This is a genomic window from Eikenella halliae, from assembly GCF_001648475.1.
Classification (GTDB): domain Bacteria; phylum Pseudomonadota; class Gammaproteobacteria; order Burkholderiales; family Neisseriaceae; genus Eikenella; species Eikenella halliae.
The window spans coordinates 1-19,902 of record NZ_LXSQ01000024.1; the positions used below are offsets into that span (position 1 = coordinate 1).

The 19,902-nt window shown below is 55.2% G+C and carries 18 protein-coding genes and 1 pseudogene; 11 read left to right on the forward strand and 8 right to left on the reverse strand.

What is annotated here, in order from left to right; all coding sequences use genetic code 11:
- Positions 1–451 precede the first annotated feature (451 nt).
- The 3 genes from pgi to orn form a co-directional block, all read right to left on the reverse strand.
- A complete protein-coding gene (gene pgi / locus A7Q00_RS10605) occupies positions 452–2,101 on the reverse strand; it encodes a glucose-6-phosphate isomerase (protein ID WP_064090517.1) in 1,650 nt (549 codons plus the stop codon).
- Between the two features lie 5 nt (positions 2,102–2,106).
- The gene (locus A7Q00_RS10610; protein ID WP_064090518.1) at positions 2,107–2,523 is read right to left on the reverse strand and encodes an energy transducer TonB; all 417 of its coding nucleotides are present in this window, start codon (positions 2,521–2,523) and stop codon (positions 2,107–2,109) included.
- Positions 2,524–2,791: 268 nt separating this feature from the next.
- The gene (orn, locus tag A7Q00_RS10615) at positions 2,792–3,379 is read right to left on the reverse strand and encodes an oligoribonuclease (RefSeq protein WP_064090519.1); all 588 of its coding nucleotides are present in this window, start codon (positions 3,377–3,379) and stop codon (positions 2,792–2,794) included.
- A gap of 127 nt (positions 3,380–3,506) precedes the next feature.
- Here orn and A7Q00_RS10620 point away from each other — a divergent pair, with 127 nt between their 5' ends.
- From A7Q00_RS10620 to A7Q00_RS10650, 7 genes are all read left to right on the forward strand, one after another.
- A complete protein-coding gene (locus tag A7Q00_RS10620) occupies positions 3,507–4,145 on the forward strand; it encodes an MBL fold metallo-hydrolase (RefSeq protein WP_064090520.1) in 639 nt (212 codons plus the stop codon).
- A gap of 364 nt (positions 4,146–4,509) precedes the next feature.
- The gene (locus A7Q00_RS10625; protein ID WP_064090521.1) at positions 4,510–4,947 is read left to right on the forward strand and encodes an MliC family protein; all 438 of its coding nucleotides are present in this window, start codon (positions 4,510–4,512) and stop codon (positions 4,945–4,947) included.
- 386 nt (positions 4,948–5,333) lie between these two features.
- The gene (gene tsaA, locus A7Q00_RS10630; RefSeq protein WP_064090522.1) at positions 5,334–6,020 is read left to right on the forward strand and encodes a tRNA (N6-threonylcarbamoyladenosine(37)-N6)-methyltransferase TrmO; all 687 of its coding nucleotides are present in this window, start codon (positions 5,334–5,336) and stop codon (positions 6,018–6,020) included.
- Between the two features lie 644 nt (positions 6,021–6,664).
- The gene (locus tag A7Q00_RS10635) at positions 6,665–7,150 is read left to right on the forward strand and encodes a pilin (RefSeq protein WP_082887836.1); all 486 of its coding nucleotides are present in this window, start codon (positions 6,665–6,667) and stop codon (positions 7,148–7,150) included.
- Between the two features lie 80 nt (positions 7,151–7,230).
- Positions 7,231–7,752 carry a pilin gene (locus tag A7Q00_RS10640; RefSeq protein ID WP_082887837.1) on the forward strand — a complete coding sequence of 174 codons (522 nt, stop codon included), beginning with the start codon at positions 7,231–7,233 and terminating at the stop codon, positions 7,750–7,752.
- Between the two features lie 246 nt (positions 7,753–7,998).
- Entirely contained in the window at positions 7,999–8,862 is an 864-nt protein-coding gene (gene tehB / locus A7Q00_RS10645) for a tellurite resistance methyltransferase TehB (RefSeq protein ID WP_064090525.1), read from the forward strand.
- A gap of 380 nt (positions 8,863–9,242) precedes the next feature.
- A complete protein-coding gene (locus A7Q00_RS10650) occupies positions 9,243–11,114 on the forward strand; it encodes an ABC transporter ATP-binding protein (RefSeq protein WP_064090526.1) in 1,872 nt (623 codons plus the stop codon).
- A gap of 74 nt (positions 11,115–11,188) precedes the next feature.
- On the opposite strand, the gene ppk2 is transcribed toward A7Q00_RS10650, so the two are convergent.
- The 5 genes from ppk2 to rpmH form a co-directional block, all read right to left on the reverse strand.
- On the reverse strand, positions 11,189–12,115 hold the full coding sequence (gene ppk2, locus A7Q00_RS10655) for a polyphosphate kinase 2 (protein WP_064090527.1): 927 nt from the start codon (positions 12,113–12,115) through the stop codon (positions 11,189–11,191).
- Positions 12,116–12,449: 334 nt separating this feature from the next.
- Positions 12,450–14,081 (reverse strand): membrane protein insertase YidC, encoded by a 1,632-nt coding sequence (yidC, locus tag A7Q00_RS10660; RefSeq protein WP_156503812.1) that lies wholly within the window; start codon positions 14,079–14,081, stop codon positions 12,450–12,452.
- Positions 14,082–14,182: 101 nt separating this feature from the next.
- Entirely contained in the window at positions 14,183–14,395 is a 213-nt protein-coding gene (gene yidD, locus A7Q00_RS10665; RefSeq protein WP_064090528.1) for a membrane protein insertion efficiency factor YidD, read from the reverse strand.
- Entirely contained in the window at positions 14,389–14,730 is a 342-nt protein-coding gene (gene rnpA / locus A7Q00_RS10670) for a ribonuclease P protein component (protein WP_064090529.1), read from the reverse strand. Before rnpA ends, yidD begins: the two co-directional genes overlap by 7 nt.
- 2 nt (positions 14,731–14,732) lie before the next feature.
- Positions 14,733–14,867 carry a 50S ribosomal protein L34 gene (rpmH, locus tag A7Q00_RS10675; protein WP_003824630.1) on the reverse strand — a complete coding sequence of 45 codons (135 nt, stop codon included), beginning with the start codon at positions 14,865–14,867 and terminating at the stop codon, positions 14,733–14,735.
- A 216-nt stretch (positions 14,868–15,083) separates the two neighbouring features.
- Here rpmH and dnaA point away from each other — a divergent pair, with 216 nt between their 5' ends.
- The 4 genes and pseudogenes from dnaA to A7Q00_RS14085 all read left to right on the forward strand — a co-directional run.
- A complete protein-coding gene (gene dnaA / locus A7Q00_RS10680; RefSeq protein WP_064090533.1) occupies positions 15,084–16,616 on the forward strand; it encodes a chromosomal replication initiator protein DnaA in 1,533 nt (510 codons plus the stop codon).
- A gap of 15 nt (positions 16,617–16,631) precedes the next feature.
- Positions 16,632–17,735, forward strand: a complete 1,104-nt coding sequence (gene dnaN / locus A7Q00_RS10685; RefSeq protein ID WP_064090530.1) for a DNA polymerase III subunit beta — start codon at positions 16,632–16,634, stop codon at positions 17,733–17,735.
- Positions 17,736–17,899: 164 nt separating this feature from the next.
- Complete coding sequence (locus tag A7Q00_RS10690) at positions 17,900–19,717, forward strand: tetratricopeptide repeat protein (protein WP_064090531.1); 1,818 nt, start codon at positions 17,900–17,902, stop codon at positions 19,715–19,717.
- Between the two features lie 99 nt (positions 19,718–19,816).
- Positions 19,817–19,902, forward strand: a pseudogene (locus A7Q00_RS14085) (IS481 family transposase); the annotation flags it as partial.

Genomic DNA, 19,902 nt, shown 5'->3' on the forward strand with positions numbered 1-19,902 from the left:
TGCGGTTTGGCTGATGTTTTTGCATTGTTCGTAATAGTTTAAAGCTTTGTTCCTTAAGTCCGCAGAGTATGCCATGGTTAGACCTTCAAAGTTGAATATTGTACTATTTTGTTTTTAATTTACTATAAGATTATTCTTGGTTGATTATAGTTGTTTTGGGTAAGTAAAAAACATCCCTAGATGATAAAGTATCAAGGGATGTTTTGTGTCTGGGTGGCCGCAATCCCCACCATTTATCACTCGACAATAATAATTTGCCTGAGATTACGCAGCTGATGCGAAAATTTCTGCTGTCAGACATAGATATTGTATATTTTTAACCCTTTAAAAGCAAATCATTAGCCTGCAATATTTTGGCTTGTCACAAACATTGAGTGGTACTCTTCCATGGCAAAGAAAAAGGCTACCTGAAAATGCCCGCTTGGCTTTCAGGTAGCCTTCTCTTTGGCCGTTACGGCTGTTTGTTGCCCATCTGCTGCCGGTAGCGTTGAATCAGGGCGGCGGTGGAGGCGTCGTGCCCGGCGGGGGCGGCGCCTTGCAGTTCGGGCAGGATGGTTTGGGCGAGTTCTTTGCCGTATTCCACGCCCCATTGGTCGAAGGAGTTGATGCCCCACACGGCGCCCTGCATGAAGACTTTGTGTTCGTACATGGCGAGAATCAGGCCGAGGGTGTAGGGCGTGATGCGTTCGACGAGGATGGTGTTGCTGGGGCGGTTGCCGGGGAAGCTGCGCTGGCTGGCGAGTGCGGCTTGTTCGCTTTCAGGTAGCCCTTTCCCGGCTGTTTCGGCGCGGGCTTCGACTTCGCTTTTGCCGCGCATGAGGGCTTCGGCTTGGGCGAAGGCGTTGGCCACGAGCCGGAGGTGGCGGCCGTCGTCTGCCCCTTCGCCGTTGAGGGGGACGATGAAATCGACGGGAATCACCTGCGTGCCTTGGTGGATAAGCTGGAAGAAGGCGTGCTGGCAGTTGACGCCGGCTTCGCCCCAAATGGCGGCGCCGGTGGCGAAATCCACGGGCTTGCCGTGGCGGTTGCGGCTTTTGCCGTTGCTTTCCATATCGAGCTGCTGGAGGTGGGCAGGCAGGCGGCGCAGGCCGTGGCTGTAAGGGATGACGATGTGGCTGGTGCTGCCGCAGAAGTTTTGCTGCCAGATGCCGATGAGGGCGAGCAGGGCGGGGATGTTGCGCCGCCACGGGGCGTGCAGGAAGTGTTCGTCCATATCGTGCCCGCCGCGCAGGAATTCGCGGAAATGTTCGCGGCCGATAGCGCACATCACGGGCAGGCCGATGGCCGACCACACGGAATAGCGACCGCCCACCCAGTCGAACATGCCGAACACGTTTTGCGGGGCGATGCCGAATTCGGCGGCGGCGGCCACATTGGCCGATACGGCGGCGAAGTGCCGGGCGATGTCGGCTTCGCTGCGGCCGGATTGCAGAAACCAGCGGCGCGCGGCTTGGGCGTTGAGCAGGGTTTCGGGGGTGCGGAAGGATTTGCTGGCCACGATAAACAGCGTGGTTTCGGGCGCTACGCGGCGCAGGATGCCGTCTAAATCGGCGCTGTCGAGATTGGCGGCGAAGTGTACGTTCAGGTTTTGCCGGTAGGGCGCGAGGGCTTGCGCCACCATGCGCGGGCCCAAATCCGAGCCGCCGATACCGATGTTCACCACGTCGCGGATGGGCAATCCGGTGCAGCCCGTGTGCGTGCCGTTTTGCAGGCGTTCGGCGAAATCGAGGGCGCGGTTTAGTTCGGCGTGTACCTGCGGCACGATATTGATGTCGTCCACATACACGGGTGCGGCGTTTTCAGGTAGCCTCAGGGCGGTGTGCAGCACGGCGCGGTGTTCGCTCAGATTGATTTTCCCGCCGGCATACATTTGGCGGCGTAGTTCGGCCGCGCCGGATTCGTCGGCCAGGCGGCAGAGCAAATCGAGGGTGTCTTCGCCGATGAGGTTTTTGCTGTAGTCGAGCATCAGGCCGTTGAGTTCGGCGTGCATGCGTTCGAAACGGTTTGGCTCGGCGGCGAAGCGCTCGCGTAGGTGGAGATGCGCGGTGGCGCGGCGGTGTTCGGCCAGGGCTTGCCAGGCGGGGAGGGCGGTAGGGAGCATGGGGTTTAGCGTGCGGGGGAAGATGGACTGGGTGTGGCGGGTTGTTCAGCGTTGACGGGAGTGATGCTTAAGTCAGCAGCTTTTTCAGGGATGAATCTGAATGTTTGGATGGTGGATGCGGCAACTGGCCGCCCGTTGCGTGTAGCCGGGATGTAGCGAAATTGGTAGATAACACTTTCTACAGAGCGAACAAACAGCGGGTGGGTGGCTGATAGGACGTGCATGGCACGAACCCTTCCTCGAGCATCAATATCAAGCCGTGCAATGACTTGTCCACCGATAGCTTCTTCTTCCAACTCTGTTGGGTAGGGTGGTTGTACAAAGTGGGGAGTGATTGGGTTTTGTTCGTTAGGCCTAGCAACGGCGCAACCGGCCAGCAGCAGGGCGGCGCAGGCGAGGGCAGCGAGAGGTTTGCGGTTCATGGGTTTCCTTGGGCGGATTGGTTTGGCGGAGAGGCTGCCTGAGAATTTTCAGGTGGCCTGAAGCCCGGGCAATATTTCGTTGTTTCGTAGCGGCGGATTTCATATCCGCCGTTGGCTTGGTCGTGGGCAGCGGGGGTGTGAAATCTGCTACTACGATTGGCTGAATCCTGGTTTGCCAAAGTTTCAGCCTGTTGTTTTTTCATGAGGCTGGCGCCTCAACTCCGTAAAAACTGCGTTGAAGCTTCACTTTGAAGCAGCCTCTTGGTTTTCAGGTAGCCTCTTGGTTTGTTCCGTTTGCTTCGGGCAGGCGCAGGAAGGTTTGGCGGTAGTGGCGCAACTCTTCGATGCTCTCCAAGATGTCGTCCAGCGCGCGGTGCGAGCCTTTTTTGCTGAAGCTTTTGTAGGCGGCGGGATGCCAGCGGCGGGCGAGCTCTTTGAGGGTGGATACGTCGAGGTTGCGGTAGTGGAACCAGGCTTCCAGGCGGGGCATGTAGCGCTGCATGAAGCGGCGGTCTTGGTGCACGGTGTTGCCGCACAAGGGACTCGCGCCCTGCGGAATCCATTGGGCAATAAAGTCGAGCAGGCGTTGCTCCACTTTGGCTTCGGAAAGCGCAGAATCTTTCACGCGTTGGGTGAGGCCGGTGCGCTCGTGGGTGCTGGTGTTCCAGGCATCCATGCCTTTGAGCAATTCGTCGCTTTGGTGGATGGCGTAGGATTCGGATTGGGCGAGGATATTTAAATCGGCATCGGTAATCACCACGGCGGCTTCGATGATGCGGTCGTGCTCGGGGTTGAGGCCGGTCATTTCCATATCGAGCCAGCAGAGGTTGGCGGGGTTGGGTTTGGGCGTGTGCATGAACTTGCTCGCAAAGGGAATAAATGGCGCATTGTAGCGGATACGCTAAACCTTAAAAAGGTTTACCTTTGGCGCGCGCGGCGGCACAATGCGGGCTACCTGAAAATTCTTATAAAGAAAGCCACCCATGCCGCTCAACCTTACCGTGTTCGCCGTTACCCCTTTTCGCCAAAACTGTTCGCTATTGTGGGACGAAGAAAGCAAAGAAGCCGTGTGGATAGACGTGGGCGGCGATGTGCCGCAGCTGTTGGAAGAAGCCGCCAAGCTCGGCGTGCAGCCCAAGGCCATCTGGCTCACCCACGGCCACCTCGACCATGCCGGCGGCGTGGCCGAGATGATTCAGCATACCCCGCTGCCGGTAATCGGCCCGCACCGCGACGACCAATGGCTGCTCGACAACCTGCCCGAAATCACCGCCAACTTCGGTTTTCCCGTATCCCCGCCGGTGAGCCCGAGCCGCTGGCTGGAAGAAGGCGACGAGTTAAGCGTGGGCGCATACCGTTTCCAAGTGCTGCACATCCCCGGCCACACGCCCGGCCACGTGGTGTTTTATTGCGCTGCGCAAAACCTGCTGATTGCCGGCGATGTGTTGTTCTACGAATCCATCGGACGCACCGATTTCGAACGCAGCAGCCACGCTGATCTCTTGCGCAATATCCGCGAGAAACTGCTGGTGTTGCCCGAAGACACCATAGTGCTACCCGGCCACGGCCGCAGCACCACCATCGGCCATGAAAAACGGCACAACCCGTTTTTGCAGGATTAAAACTGGCGGGTGGCAATCGATACACACAGCCCCATTAAAAAAGGCTACCTGAAAATGATGTCTTGGCGCAGCCAAGGCTGAATTTCTGCGAAGCTAAAGCGCAAGCTTCAACGAAGCTAAAACGATGTCTTGGCGTAGCTAGGGCGGAGCTTCTGCAAAGCCAAAACGCGAAACCAAAGCTGAATGTTTGCCAAAACAAAGGCTACCTGAAAACCGCCAAATAATTTCAGGTAGCCTTTTCGCCGGAATAATCGGATATTGCCGTAAATCTTGGTTAATCCCCCTTTTTATGCCGCACGCTTTGGGCTAAGATGCTCTTGCCGCCGGCTATGGCGGTATTTTCTCATTTTATAGGAAATACACAATGAAAGTACGTACTTGGGCTGTACCGGCCTCTTTGGCTCTGCTGTTGTCTGCCTGCGTGGTGGCCACCCCGCAAGACGACGGCCCCCGTCATCACCATCACCAACGCTACGACAACGACGTTCAAGACTATGGCAACGAGCCCGCTCCGCGCCACGAGCACCGTGGTGAGCGCCGCGCAAGTGTTGAGCGTTTCAGCTGTGAAAACGGCCTGTCTGTAACCGTGCGCCAGCAAGGTACCGACCGCGTGAGCCTGCAGCTTGACGATAAGAGCGCTGTGCTCAACCGTGCCACTTCCGGCTCCGGCGAGCGCTACACCTCTAACCGCGGCCTGTTCGGCAGCGGCGTCGAGTGGCACCGTAAGGGTAATGAAGCCGCGTTCAGCTTCAAAGACCCCTATGGCAACAGTGTAGAAACCGCTTGCCAACGCCAGCAGTAAGCTGATTTCAATTCAACGCCGCATTAGTGAAATCAGGCCGGCAGCCCGGGAATTCCGAGTCTGCCGGTTTTTATTGGGTATAGAAAACAGAGGGGCTGCATGGCGGGGGTGATACTGCTGCCTTGCAGCCTTGCCAAAACTTAATTTCATCCGCACAGAAACTCCGCTTCTGTATTTATGAAATCTTCATTTCCGCTTTGCGGAAACTTTGTTTGAACTACGCTAAACGGATGCTTTAGCTTTGCAGCAACTCCGCCTTGGTACGCCAAGACATCGTTTTAACTCCGTTGAAGCTTACGCTTTAGCTTCGCAGCAACTCGCCTTGGCTACGCCAAGACATCGCTTTCAGGTAGCCTTTTATCTTTTCCTCTTAATCACCCTAAGCCATGCCAGCCACCCACACCCTGCAAACCATTGCCTACGTCCGCTCTCCTTATAAACAGAAATTCGGCGTGCCGCGCCAGCCCGGCTTGGTGCCTTCCGCCCGGGTATGCATTGAATTGTTGCCCGAGTTTTCTGCCGATTGCGTGCGCGGATTGGAAAGCTTCAGCCATATTTGGGTGCAGTTTGTGTTTCACGGCGTGGCCGGGGCAGGCTGGCAGCCCTTGGTGCGGCCGCCGCGTTTGGGCGGCAACCGGAAAATGGGCGTATTTGCCACGCGTAGCCCGTTCCGCCCCAACCCGCTGGGGCTTTCCCTGCTCAAGTTGGAGCGCATTGAAACCGAGGGCGGAGTGCGGCTGTGGTGTGGCGGTGCGGATTTGCTCGATGGCACGCCGGTGTTAGACATCAAACCCTACCTGCCTTTTGTGGAAGCGCAGCCCGACGCCGCCCCGGGCTTCGCCGCCGTTCCGCCCGTGCCGCTCGAAGTAGCTTGGGCAGACGAGATAAGCGCAGCATCCCTGCCGCCGCCCGTTCGCCTGTTGATTGAACAAAGCATCGCTCAAGACCCGCGCCCGGCTTATCAGGATACACCGCAGCGGATATATAAGATGGCGGTGGAAGATTGGGAAGTGGCATTTCGGATTGAAAACGGAACGGCTTTAATTGAAGCAGTAATGGCGGCGGAAAGCTAAAGGCTACCTGAAAGCCGCAGCACGGCTTGCGCGTGGTTAAAGCGAATCCTTTATATAGTGAATTAACAAAAATCAGGACAAGGCGACGAGCCGCAGACAGTACAGATAGTACGGCAAGGCGAGGCAACGCTGTACTGGTTTTTGTTAATTCACTATAAAAGGCAATTTGCCGCGAAGCCAATTCTTCCCACCAAACGGCGGCATAGTAATGCCGCCTTGCTTTATTTGTACCATGGGGCGGAGTTGCCGAACCACTGAGAGTACTAGGAATGCCAAGAATCGCCGACCAACCTAAAATTGGCAGGCGATGAAGCCCATAAAACGGCAATCTGTGCAAAATAGCGGGCCAAAAACTGACGATAAATGTCAGTTTTGCAGATTGGGTGGTGGCATAAAATAGCCGCGTAGACCTGGTTCTTTGAATTGGAAATTAATAAAAATAATATATAAAACATATAATTAAAAAACAAATGGAACGTTTTTTTATTTTTTGGCACAGTCGTTGCTTTATGTTTCTCGTGGCGACGGCAAGTAAGCCGAAGTCGAAAACGAAGTTTTTTAGTTGTCTCCTTCTTTTGGTTGAAGTTCCCGGGTCGAAAGATTCGGTTTTATTAAGTTCCATTTTTTAAAAGGAAAATGTCATGTTGAAAAAAGTACAAAAAGGTTTCACCCTGATCGAGTTGATGATCGTTATCGCCATTATCGGTATTTTGGCTGCTATCGCCCTGCCGATGTACCAAGATTACATTTCTAAATCTCAGGTAACTCGTGTAGCTGGTGAGTTGGCTGCACGTAAGACCATCGTTGATGCTGCCTTCTTTGAAGGTCGTAAATTGGTACGCGGTATCTCTACTACCGATCCTAAGACTGATACTCTTAACTTGACGGATTCTACTGAAGATACTGGTAACCCCACCTCTAATTTGATGAGTGCTGTTACTGTTAGCGATTTGGATGGTCCGGCTACTGAAATTGAGGCTACTTTGGGCACTAATGCCAATGCTGCAATTGCTGGTACTAAGATCAAATATGCACGTACTGCTGATGGTGTGTGGACTTGCACTATTGATAAATCTGGTGCTGGTGCATGGAAAGATAAATTCGCTCCTGGCGGTTGCACTGTATCTTAATTTGATAGTGATAAAAAAAGCCTGCTTTGCAGGCTTTTTTTATCGATAAACGATTTCCAAATACTTTATAGAAGCTAAAAATGATGAGAATATTCCCTCAATATAGGGATAGGAAGCAGGGTTTTACCTTAATAGAGCTAATGATCTCTGTGGCTATTGTTGGTATTTTGGCTGCCATTTCTTTACCATTGTATCAAGATTATGTAATCAAATCACAGTTGTCGCGTATCCATATGGAAGTGAAGGCGGCACAGCGGCAAGTGGAGGCTATTGTGGCAACCGGGAGCCTGCCTACTACAGTAAAATCGGAAGATAGTACAACAGATGCGAATGGCTACAGGCGTAGTTATATCGGTATGGATAGTTGGGCTGGCAGCTCGGATTTAATCGGACAGGCGGAGATGCAATATAATGGTGTCAATCATAATTTTAGCAATCTGCATTTAGTGGTGGGCGATTCGGCATCGCGTTCGATTCATGGCTTGGTTATTGATTTAGGCAGGGCTCCAAGCGGAGTGTGGAGCTGTATGCTGTCGAATACGGCAAATATTAGTGGTTGGAAAGCAAAATATGTATGGCCGAACTGTACTGTGGCCAATTGAGGCGATTGTATTATGGGCATGGATGAGCAGGGCTGGTTGCGCTACCTGCCGCCTTGATTGTAAATGACTATATTTTGAAAGGCTGATGCCATGTGGATGAGGTCGCTTGGCTATCGGCCGCTTAATATATGTGAGGCTAGGTATGGTTGCGGGTTAAAGCTATGTTGTGGCAAGCCAAAACTATAGAATAAATATGGTATTCTTTAGTTAATTAACTAAATCGACCATTATTCATCAGGAGACGTTATGCAATCCGAACTTATCTGCTACAAAACCATGCCGGTATGGGATAAAACCACTATTCCGGCAGCAGTTTTGTCGCAGCACAACACACAAGTTGGTACCTACGGCAAGCTGCGCGTATTGCGCGGGCGGCTGAAGTTTTATGAATTGCAGGAAGACGGCACGGTGCTGGCGGAGCATATTTTGCAGCCGGATTCCGGTGTGTGGACGATTTATCCGCAGGCTTGGCACAAGGTAGAGCCATTGGATGATGATTTTGCCGTGCAGTTGGAATTTCATTGCGAAAAAGCCGATTTTTTCCACAAAAAATACGGCATGACTGCCACCCATTCCGCCATCCGCGAGGCGGTGCAGGCTGTGCCGCCGTGCAAGACCTTGGATTTAGGCTGTGGGCAGGGGCGCAATGCGCTGTTTTTGAGCTTGGCCGGGTATGATGTGCACGCTGTGGACCACAGCCCGGCGGCAGTGGCTTCGGTGCTGGATATGGCTGCGCGCGAACAGTTGCCGCTGCGGGCGGATGCTTACGATATTAACGCCGCTGCTTTGAATGAAGATTACGATTTTATCTTTGCCACAGTGGTGTTTATGTTCCTCCAGGCAGACCGCGTGCCGGAGATTATTGCCAATATGCAGGCGCATACCCGGCCTGGTGGCTATAACTTGATCGTGTCGGCAATGGATACGGCTGACTATCCTTGCCATATGCCGTTTTCGTTCACATTTAAAGAAGACGAGCTGCGGCAGTATTATGCCGACTGGGAATTGCTGAAATACGAAGAAGCCGTGGGCTCGATGCACGCTACCGATGCGCAAGGGCGGCCGATTCAATTGAAATTTGTGACGATGTTGGCGAAAAAGCCCGGTTGAGTAATGGTTATTTGTATGAAGGAAGGCTACCTGAAAATTTTCAGGTAGCCTTTGGTGCGTAATGGGTAAGGTAATTATTTCATGTAAGACGTATGGCCAGACGAACGGATGCAATAGGCAGCCTGAGATTTCCGCCTCGCCCAAACTTACGGAGACTGTTGGATAGTGGGTTACAATCGCCCCCGTTCTGTGCCCAGCCCTCTGTTTCTGTTATGATAGCCGTCTTTTTGGCCGCTCTTGAATCCTGCACAGGCAGACATATTTTTCAGGTAGCCTCCCATACAGGCTACCTGAAAGCGTGGGCTTCAACGAAGTTAAAACATCGGCCTTTCGGCCAAAGCTAAAACCTGAATTCCATTTTAAATATAAATCACCACACCATGTTCAACCGCTTATTCTCCTGGTTTGAAAACCGCATCGACCCCTATCCCGCCGGCGAGCCGAAAACCCCGCGCAACGGCCTGTTTGGCTTTATTTGGAGCAATCTCGAAGGCGTGCGCGGCTGGCTTGTACTGCTGGCGCTGCTCTCCGGCGGCATCGGCATCGGCGAAGCCCTGCTGTTTCAATTCATCGGCAAAATCGTTGATTGGCTCGGCCGCTATACGCCGGAAACGCTGTTTGCCGAAAAAGGCTTGGCGCTCATCGGCATGGGCGTGCTGATGGTGGTGCTGGTGGTTTGGACGTTTTTCACCTCCGCCATCCGCCTGCAGGTATTACAGGGTGTGTTTCCCATGCGCCTGCGTTGGAATTTCCACCGCCTGATGCTCGGCCAATCGCTCAGCTTTTATCAAGACGAATTTGCCGGCCGCGTGTCGGCCAAAGTGATGCAAACTGCGCTGGCCGTGCGTGATACGGTGATGACCATCGCCGATATGGTGATGTATGTGCTGGTGTATTTCATCACTTCCGGCGTAATTCTGGTGGCGCTGGATAGCTGGCTGCTGCTGCCTTTCGTGGGCTGGCTCATCGGCTTCAGCCTGGTGATGCGCTTTCTAATTCCCAGGCTCGGCCAAACCGCCGCCCGCCAGGCCGATGCCCGCTCGCTGATGACCGGCCGCGTTACCGATGCCTACGCCAACATCGCTACCGTGAAACTCTTCTCCCACGGCGCGCGCGAAGCCGATTATGCGCGCCGCTCGATGGAAGAATTTATGGTAACCGTGCACGCCCAAATGCGGTTGGCCACGCTGCTCTACAGCGCCAGCGCCGCAGTAAACACCGCGCTCACCCTTTCCACCGCCGTGCTCGGCATCTGGCTGTGGCACAACGGCCAAGTAGGCGTGGGCGCGGTGGCCACCGCCACCGCCATGGCGCTGCGCGTGAACGGGCTTTCGCAATACATCATGTGGGAATCCGCCCGCCTGTTTGAAAATATCGGCACCGTGGCCGACGGCATGGGCACGCTTTCCAAGCCGCAAACCATCCTCGACAAGCCCGATGCCAAGCCGCTGTTGGTGAACAAAGGCGAAATCTGCTTCCAACACATCGATTTCTCCTACGAGCCCGGCAAGCCCCTGCTCAACGGCTTCAGCCTGCACATCAAGCCCGGCGAAAAAGTCGGCCTCATCGGCCGCAGCGGCGCGGGCAAGTCCACCATTGTGAACCTGCTGTTGCGCTTCTACGAGCCGCAAAGCGGCCGAATCTGCATCGACGGGCAAAACATTGAAAACGTTACCCAAGAAAGCCTGCGCGCCCAAATCGGCCTGGTTACGCAAGACACCAGCCTGCTGCACCGCTCGGTGCGCGACAATATCGTCTACGGCCGCCCCGACGCCACCGAGGAAGACATGCTGCAAGCCGCCCGGCGTGCCGAAGCCGCCGAATTCATCCCCCAGCTTTCCGACGCAAAAGGCCGCAAAGGCTACGATGCCCACGTGGGCGAGCGCGGCGTGAAGCTTTCCGGCGGCCAGCGCCAACGCATCGCTATCGCCCGCGTGATGCTCAAAGACGCACCGATCCTGCTTTTGGACGAAGCCACCAGCGCGCTCGATTCCGAAGTGGAGGCCGCCATCCAGGAAAGCCTCGATACCATGATGGAAGGCAAAACTGTTATCGCCATCGCCCACCGCCTCTCCACCATCGCCGCCATGGACCGCCTCATCGTGCTCGACAAAGGCCGCATCGTGGAAGAGGGCAACCACGCCGAACTCTTGGCCAAAGGCGGCCTCTACGCCAGCCTGTGGGCGCACCAGAGCGGCGGCTTTCTTAATGTGAAAGAGCCGGAGGTCGGGCAGGTACTTGAGAAGGAGTAAGTCCGGTTAGTTGCCGCGCAAACATAAAGAAAGGCTACCTGAAAACTTTCAGGTAGCCTTTTGCCATATTTGCCTTAGTCCGCGTTCATATTGATGTTGTCTTTAAATTGTGCGTTGGGCACTTGCACAATCAGCGGATCAACCGGGCCGATGGCTTTGAGATCGCGGCCGGGGTAGTCGAGGGCGTGCAGGAAGAAGCGAATGCAGTTGAGGCGGGCGCGTTTTTTGTCGTCCGATTTGATGATGGTCCAAGGCGCGTCGCCGGTGTGGGTGTGGAAGAACATGGTGTTTTTGGCTTCGGTGTAGTCGTCCCAGCGGTCGAGCGATTCAATATCTACAGGCGAAAGCTTCCAGTGTTTCAAAGGATCGTCGCGGCGGGAGATGAAGCGGCGCAACTGTTCTTCGCGCGAAACGGAAAACCAGAATTTAAACAAGTGCATACCGCTGTTCACCAACATGCGTTCCAATTCGGGCGCCTGGCGCATGAATTGCAGGTATTCGTGCGGCTCGCAAAAGCCCATCACGCGTTCTACACCGGCACGATTGTACCAGGAACGGTCGAAAAACACCATTTCGCCGGCGGTAGGCAAATGATTGATGTAACGTTGGAAATACCATTGGCCGCGCTCGCGGTCGCTGGGTTTCTCTAAGGCCACCACGCGGGCGCCGCGCGGATTGAGGTGCTCCATATAGCGTTTGATGGTGCCGCCCTTGCCGGCGGCATCACGGCCTTCAAATATGGCGGCAATGCGGCTGCCACTATCTTTCACCCAGCTTTGTACTTTGAGCAGCTCGATTTGTAGCTTTTTCTTTTCTTTCTCATACACATTCCGGCTGATACGGGTGCGGTAGGGATAACTTTCGGGCAGCGGTGCAACGGATGAATCTTCGCCGCTGCGGTTGCCGCTGTATTGCAGTACTTTTTCTTCAAATACTTGCAGGCGGTCTTTGTGTTCGGCCAAATCGATTTCTTCAAATGGTTTGAGTTGGTGGTCGGTCATGGTGTGCCCCTTATGGCGTGTTAGGAAATCAAATTTATCCTTTTAACTATTAAGGCCATTTTACATTAGGGCAGGCTACCTGAAAAGCGGATTCACCTTTTATCATTCATACCAATCTGCTTATTTCAAGCAGGTATGAAGTCAGGAGGAGAACGATATGGCTGGGAGCATAAGCTCCGCATTATTCCTATCGGAACGACTATATGATTGAAGTATTTGTTTTTTCATACAAGGAAGGTTAATGCGGTATGAAAAATAAGCGTTTATTGCCTCTCGCCAAGCACAAAACAGCCCGAACCTTGAGGATTCGGGCTGTTGCTAATTTTGCTATATTTTAGGATTTGATGGCACCGTTGATTTTCCGATTAATCAGCCATTGCTGCGCCATGCTCAAGAGGTTGTTCACCACATAGTAGAGCACCAAGCCGGCAGGGAAAAAGAAGAACATCACGGAGAAGGCCAGCGGCATGATTTTCATCATTTTGGCCTGCATCGGGTCGCTCGGCGGCGGGCTGAATTTGGTTTGGATATACATAGTCAGCGCCATCAAAATCGGCAGGATGTAGAGCGGGTCGGGGCGGGCCAGGTCGGCGATCCAGCCCCACGAAGCCTGGCGCAGTTCAACCGAGGCGAGCAGTACCCAATACAGGCCGATAAACACGGGGAACTGCAACAGCATGGGCAGGCAGCCGCCCAACGGGTTGATTTTCTCGTCTTTATACATCTTCATCATGGCCTGCTGCAGCGCCATACGATCGTCGCCGTGCTGTTTTTTCAGCATTTCCAGCTTGGGCGCAACGGCGCGCATCTTGGCCATGGAGCGGTAAGAGGCATTAGTGAGAGGCAGCAGCAGGGTTTTGACGATGATGGTCAGCAAAACGATGGACCAGCCCCAGTTGCCGATGAGGCTGTGCAGCCAGTTGAGCAAGCCGAACAGCGGCGCGGCCACCACATGGGTACGGCCATAGTCTTTCACCAGTTCCAAGCGGTCAGCCACTTTGCTGATCACGGCATACTCCTGCGGGCCGGCATACAATTCGGCAGGCACGCTCAGCTTCTGGCCGGCAGCAATTGCGGGCAGCGGTACGCGCACCCCGGCGGAGTAAAGGTTGTCGCTGCGGCGTTTGATGTCGAGCAGGCAGTTGCCGTTTTGGCAGATACTGTTACCGTCTTTGGGCTGTAACACCCACACGGTGGTGAAGTAGTGTTGGGTGAAGCCAACCCAACCGCTGGTGGCGGTACGCTGGTAGTCGGCGCGGTCACGTTTGCTCTCGAAATCGTCGTCCAAATCTTTAAACGGCACTTTTTGGAATTTGCCATCGGGCGTGTAGGCTACCGGGCCGACATAGGTTTGGTTGAAATAACCGCTGCCCTCGGGCGTACTGTTGTCGCGCAGCACGCGGTACACGCCGTCCAGTTTCAGCGGGGCGTCAGTGTGGTTGGTGATATCGAAGCGTACATCGATGAGATAGCTGCCTTTGCGGAAGGTATACACTTTGTCCACTTGAACGCCGTTGGTTTCCGGCGCGCTCAGACGCACTTCCAGCGTATCTCCGTTGAGGGTGTAGTTGTTTTGTGGAGCTTTGAAGCTGCTGTCTTGTAACAGGTAGTTACCTTTTTGGTCGATCAGCAGCGATTGCACCAAGTATTTGTGCTCGTTGTTGTCGGAGAGCAGGGTAAAGGTTTTGCTGGCATCACCGGCGGAGTTGTGTTTGAGCAAATCCAGCCCGCGCAAATCGCCGCTGTTTTCATCGATTACGGCTTTAAGCGTATCGGTACTTACGGTAATCGGCTTGGTGGGCGGCAAATCGTTCCCGGCCACAGGGGCGGCGGCTTGCTGTTCCGTCTGCGCGGCTGCCTGTTCGGGCTGTTGCGGCTGGGGGTTGAAATAATTCCAAACCATCATGGTCAGGAGGAAGATAACGATAAAAATCGCCATCCGCTTCATTTCGTTGTTGGATTCCATAATCGGGTTCCGCTTGAAAACAGGAGAAAACAGCAGTCTGCATTCCAATGCAGGCTACCTGAAAATTCTGCCGCCATACGGCACGAATGCCGTAGGCAGGCTTAAGGCACAGGGTCGTAACCGCTGCCTCCCCACGGATGGCAACGGCCGATGCGCTTGGCTGCCAGCCAGCCGCCTTTAAGCGCCCCGTATTTGCGCACCGCCTCGATAGCGTATTGCGAACAGGTGGGCTGATAACGGCAGCGTGGCGACAGCATCGGGCTGAGTGCGTATTGGTAAAACCGGATCAGCCCCAGCAAAATTTTGGCTAGCATGGTTTTTTCGGCACAATCTGCTCCAACTGCGCCAACACCTGCTGCCGCTCGGCCTTGCCGAACGGACGGCGTACGCGAACCACCAAATCACTGCTGTCCAAACGGTGCCGGTTGAGGCGAAACCATTCGCGCAGCGTGCGTTTCATGTAGTTGCGGCGGTTGGCACGGCGGGCGGTTTTCTTGGCCACCACTAAGCCCAGCCGGGGGTGCTCCAACCCGTTTGGCTTGTGCCACAGTTGGATATCCGGCCGCGATTTCAGCCGGCGTAAAGCAAAAACGGATGAGAAATCATCCGTTTTCAGTAAGCGGTATGGTTTGCCGAAACAGTATTCCACTGTTACACGGCCAAACGTTTACGGCCTTTGGCGCGGCGAGCAGCCAACACGGCACGGCCGCCGCGGGTTTTGGAGCGAACCAAGAAACCATGGGTGCGTTTGCGGCGGATAACGGAGGGTTGATAAGTGCGTTTCATGATGTTTCCCGTGGAAATAATCTAAAATCAGAAAGCGGCGTATTACACCTGATTTTGCTGAAATTGTCAAACTATTCGTGCTGCATGCCGCTTTTCCTCCCGCCTTGGTTCAACCCCTGGATTTTGGGTATAATCCACCGTTCACGCCTGCCCGAATATGGCGGTGTATCACACACCCTTGCCGCTTCCTCATATATTCTTTTCAGAACCGCCACCATGACGCTCGACCAATTCTGGCCACACTGCCTGCATCATTTGCGCCACACTCTGCCTGCCAAACAGTATCAAAGCTGGATTGAGCCTTTGAGTGTGGGCGAAAGTGCGGGCGGGGAATGGGTGGTGTATGCACCCAGCCGCTTTGTGTTGAATATGTTGCGCACCCGCTATGCTGCCGAAATTGGCAAATTGCTGGCAGAAAGGCTACCTGAAAACACACCGACACTGCTGTTCGAACAAGGCAAAGGCAAACACTATGCCCCAGTCGACAAGCCAGCGCCGGCACGCGCTGTCCAAGCTGCTGCGCCAGTTGAACAAACCAGCAAACCGGTCGCCCCGCAGCATGCCGACAAACGCAGCGCCTTAGAAATCGTGCAATCTCGCTTGGAAAGTTTGGGCATCAATCCGCAATCCGAGCCAAGCGGGCAACCCACCCCGGCCAAACCAGCAACCAAGCCTGCCCAAGCCAAATTTGCTGCCAAACGCGAAGAGCGCCAGCAACAGCGCTATGCGCAAACCAATTTGTCGCCGGAATACACCTTCGATACTTTGGTGGAAGGCAAAGGCAACCGCCTGGCCGTGGCCGCTGCCCGTTCGATTGCCGAAAACCCGGGCAAAAACTACAACCCCTTCTTTTTATACGGCAGCACCGGCCTGGGCAAAACCCATTTGGCGCAGGCCGTGGGCAACGAGCTGCTGCGCCTCAAGCCCGAAGCCAAGGTTTACTATATGCATGCCGAGGATTTCGTACGCGGCATGATTCAGGCCTTCCGCAACCACGCCCACGATGCCTTCCGCCAGCAATACAAGCCCTACGATTTCCTCATTATCGACGACATCCAGTTCATCAAAGGTAAAGACCGCAGCATGGAAGAGTTTTTCCACCTGTATAACCATTGCCACCACCATAAAAAACAGATTATCCTTACCTGCGACGTGCTGCCCACCAAAATCGACGACATGGACGACCGCCTGAAATCCCGTTTTTCATGGGGTTTGACGCTGGAGTTGGAGCCGCCGGAATTGGAAATGCGGGTGGAGATTTTGCAGAAAAAAGCCGATTCCGTGGGTGTGGAGTTAAAAGAAGAAGCCGCCTTTTTCATCGCCACCCACATCCGTTCCAACGTGCGCGAACTGGAAGGCGCATTTAAGCGGGTGGAAGCGCGCAGCCGATTCGAGCATAAGCCGATTGATGTGGAACTGGCCACCGAAGCCCTGCAAGATATCGTGGCCGGCAACTTCAAACCGATTAACCTGCCGTTGATTATGGATGCGGTGGCCAAATATTACGGCATCCGCACAGCCGACCTTATCGGCAAAAAGCGCGCGCAAAGCATCGTCCGCCCGCGCCATCTGGCCATCAAACTTGCCCGCGAGTTAACCACCCACAGCTACGAAGACATTGGCAAAGCCTTCGGCGGGCGCGACCACAGCACGGTGCTCAACTCCGTGAAAAAGGCCGACGAATTGCGGCAGGAAGATGCCGAAATTGCCCAAGATTACGAAAAGCTATTGATTATAATCAAGAATTAAACCTAAGGAATCCGTATGTTGATTTTAGAAGCCGAGCGCGACACCCTGCTCAAACCGCTGCAAGCCGTTACCGGCATTGTGGAGCGCAAGCACACCCTGCCGATTCTCTCCAACGTGCTGATTGAACGCACCGGCGGGCAAACCAATATTTTGGCCACCGACTTGGAAATCCAAATCCACACCCATGGCCCGCACACCGATGCCGAAGACTTCCGCATTACCACCAATGCCAAAAAACTGCAAGACATCCTGCGCGCCCTGCCCGAAGGCGCGATTGTGGCGCTGGATTGGGCGCAAAACCGCCTCACCCTCAAGGCCGGCAAATCCCGCTTTGCCCTGCAAACCCTGCCGGCCGAAGATTTCCCGCTGATGAGCATCGGTGAAGAAGTGGTTTCCGCCTTCACCCTGCCGCAGGAAACCTTCCGCAACATGCTCTCGCAAGTGCAATACGCCATGGCCGTGCAAGACATCCGCTATTATCTCAACGGCTTGCTGATGCAGGTGGAAGGCAGCAATCTGCGTCTGGTGGCCACCGACGGCCACCGCCTGGCCTACTCCGCCGCCGTGATTGATGCCGACTTGCCCAAAGCCGAAGTGATCCTGCCGCGCAAAACCGTGCTCGAACTGTTCAAGCTGCTCAACCGCCCCGAAGAGCCCGTTACCGTGGAACTCTTGAACAACCAAGTGCGCTTCCGCTGCAACGACACCGTGGTAGTCAGCAAAGTGGTGGACGGCAAATTCCCCGATTTCAACCGCGTGATTCCGCAAGATAACGACAAAATCTTCCTGCTCGGCCGCCAGCCGCTCTTGGGCGCACTGGAACGTGCTGCCATTTTGGCCAACGAAAAATTCCGCGGCGTGCGCCTGCAGCTGCGCCCCGGCCTGCTGAGCGTGTTGTGCAGCAACAGCGAGCAGGAAGAAGCGCGTGAAGAGCTGGAAATCGCCTATCAGGGCGCCGAGCTGGAAGTAGGCTTCAACATCAATTATCTGATGGACGTATTGCGCAACGTACACGCCGAAGACATCCAACTGGCTTTCGGCGATGCCAACCGCTCCACCCTGTTTACCATCCCCGACAACGCCGATTTCAAATACATCGTGATGCCGATGCGCATCTGAGGCCGCATCAGCATACGCCAACAGGCTACCTGAAAATGACAAAGTAAAAGTTTTCAGGTAGCCTGAAAAATATATGGCAAACAAGCAAGCTTGCGCTATAAACTTTGCCCTTTAACCGTTTCAGGTAGCCTTTCGCCGCCGCACACCCATTCTAAGGAACCACCATGTCTTCACGGCATTTCCGTATCCGCGCCCTCGCGCTCTCCGTCCTCCTGTTGCCGCTGGCCGCCCAAGCCGCGCCCGCACCGCGCCAATCCGCTTCGCAGCCCCCGCTTACCCGCCGCCAAGTCCTCGACCGTGCCAACGACCTGATGATCGCCTTCTCTTCCGAAATCATCCTTCAGCAAGGCCAAGGCAGTGCAGCCCTCGCTTCTTATAACCGCCTGTTTCAACGCACCAAAGACCCTGCCGTAGCCGAGCGCGCCGTGGAAATTGCTCTTTCCGCCAATGTGCGGTTGGCCGAGCAAATGCTTGAGCGCTGGCAGGAAGCCGAGCCCCAGCCTTCTGCCGGGCAAAAACGTATGCGCTGGATTGTGGCTGCGGCCAAAGGCGATATTGCCACGGTGCGTGTCGGCCTGCCCGAAATCCTCGCCCAAACCGACCGCCAGCGCATGCGCAACGTCTTCCTGCGTATGGCCCAGCTTGCCCTCGAGCACCCCGAAGCCGCCGACTCGCAAACCACCCGCCTGGTGCACCAGGCCGCCGCCCGCTTCCCCGGCCTGGCCGAAGCCGCCATTGCCGATGCCATCTACTCCGCCCACGCCCGCCGTACCGCCGATGCCAACGCTGCCCTGCGCCGCCTCTCCAGCCTCGACAGCGACATCCGCCCCCTCACCGGCACCACCCTGCGCCTGATTACCCGCCGCCAGCCCGAAGTGCTCGAATACTTCTTCCGCCATACCGACAGCCGCCACCTCTCCCCCATGTGGCAAAACCTGCAAGTAGAATACCTCATCGCCGCCAAACGCGACGAAGAAGCCTACCGCCTGCTGCAAAATATGCTGGCCAAAACCCCCGATGCCGACCTCTATATCCAAGCCGGCATCCTCTCCGTGCGTCGCAAAGAGCCCGTGGCCACCACCATAAACTACTTCGACAAAGCCTACTTGTACGGTACTCAGCAGCAGAAAAGCCGCGCCGCCCTGCTCGCCGCCATGCGCTTGATTGAGAGCGAGAAAATAGCCGATGCCCGCAACTGGCTCGACCGTGCCAACGATCCTGAGGCCCAGTTCGACAAACATATTTTGGAAGCCCGCATCGCCGAGGCCGGGAAAGACTGGGCAGCCGCCGAAGATGCCCTGCTGCGTGCCGAATCCATCATATCGGCCGGCCGCAGCAACGCCATCTTCGACGCTGAAGACCTCCTCGTTGCCCACTTGCGCATCGCCCGCGAACAGCCGCCTGCCGAAGCCCTAAATAGTCTGCGCAGCCTCCACCGCCGCTACAGCGACAACTCCGCACCGCCCGCCATGCTCGCACTCATCCTCGAGCAGCGCGCCATCCTGTATGCCGACCGCCTGCAACAGCCCGAGAAAGCCGTAGCTGACCTCAAACAGGCGCAAGAACTCGTGCCCAAAAACCCCGACATCCTCAATTCCCTCGGCTACACCATGCTCTCCCTGCCCAATCCCGACCTGTCCCAGGCACGCCGCTATATTGAACAAGCCCTGCAACGCCGTCCAAATTCGCCCGAAATCCAAGACAGCATGGGCTGGGTGTTGTTCAAACAAGGCCAACCCCAAGCCGCCCTGCCGTATTTGCAGCGTGCCCACGCCAAACTGTCCGAAGCCGATGATGTAGCCGCCCACCTCGGCGAAGTATTGTGGACACTCGGCCGCAAAAACGAAGCCATGGCCGTCTGGCAGGCCGCCCAACGCAAAGGCGGCGACAAACCCGTCTTGCAGGAAACCCTGAAGCGCCTCAACGTAAGCCTCCCGCCTTCCGGCGGAAAAGCCGGTAGCGGAGGCAACGGCGGCCATTAAACCAAAGGCTACCTGAAAATCGTTTTTCCCATTTTCAGGTAGCCTTATCTGTAGAAACCAGTAGCGTTGTTTACAGTATTTCCAGGAGAATACTGAAACATGAACATGCACAAAAACACCCGCCTCACCCCACACCACCGCCAAGCCATTTGGCTGGCCTACACACAAGAGAAGGAAAGCGTCAC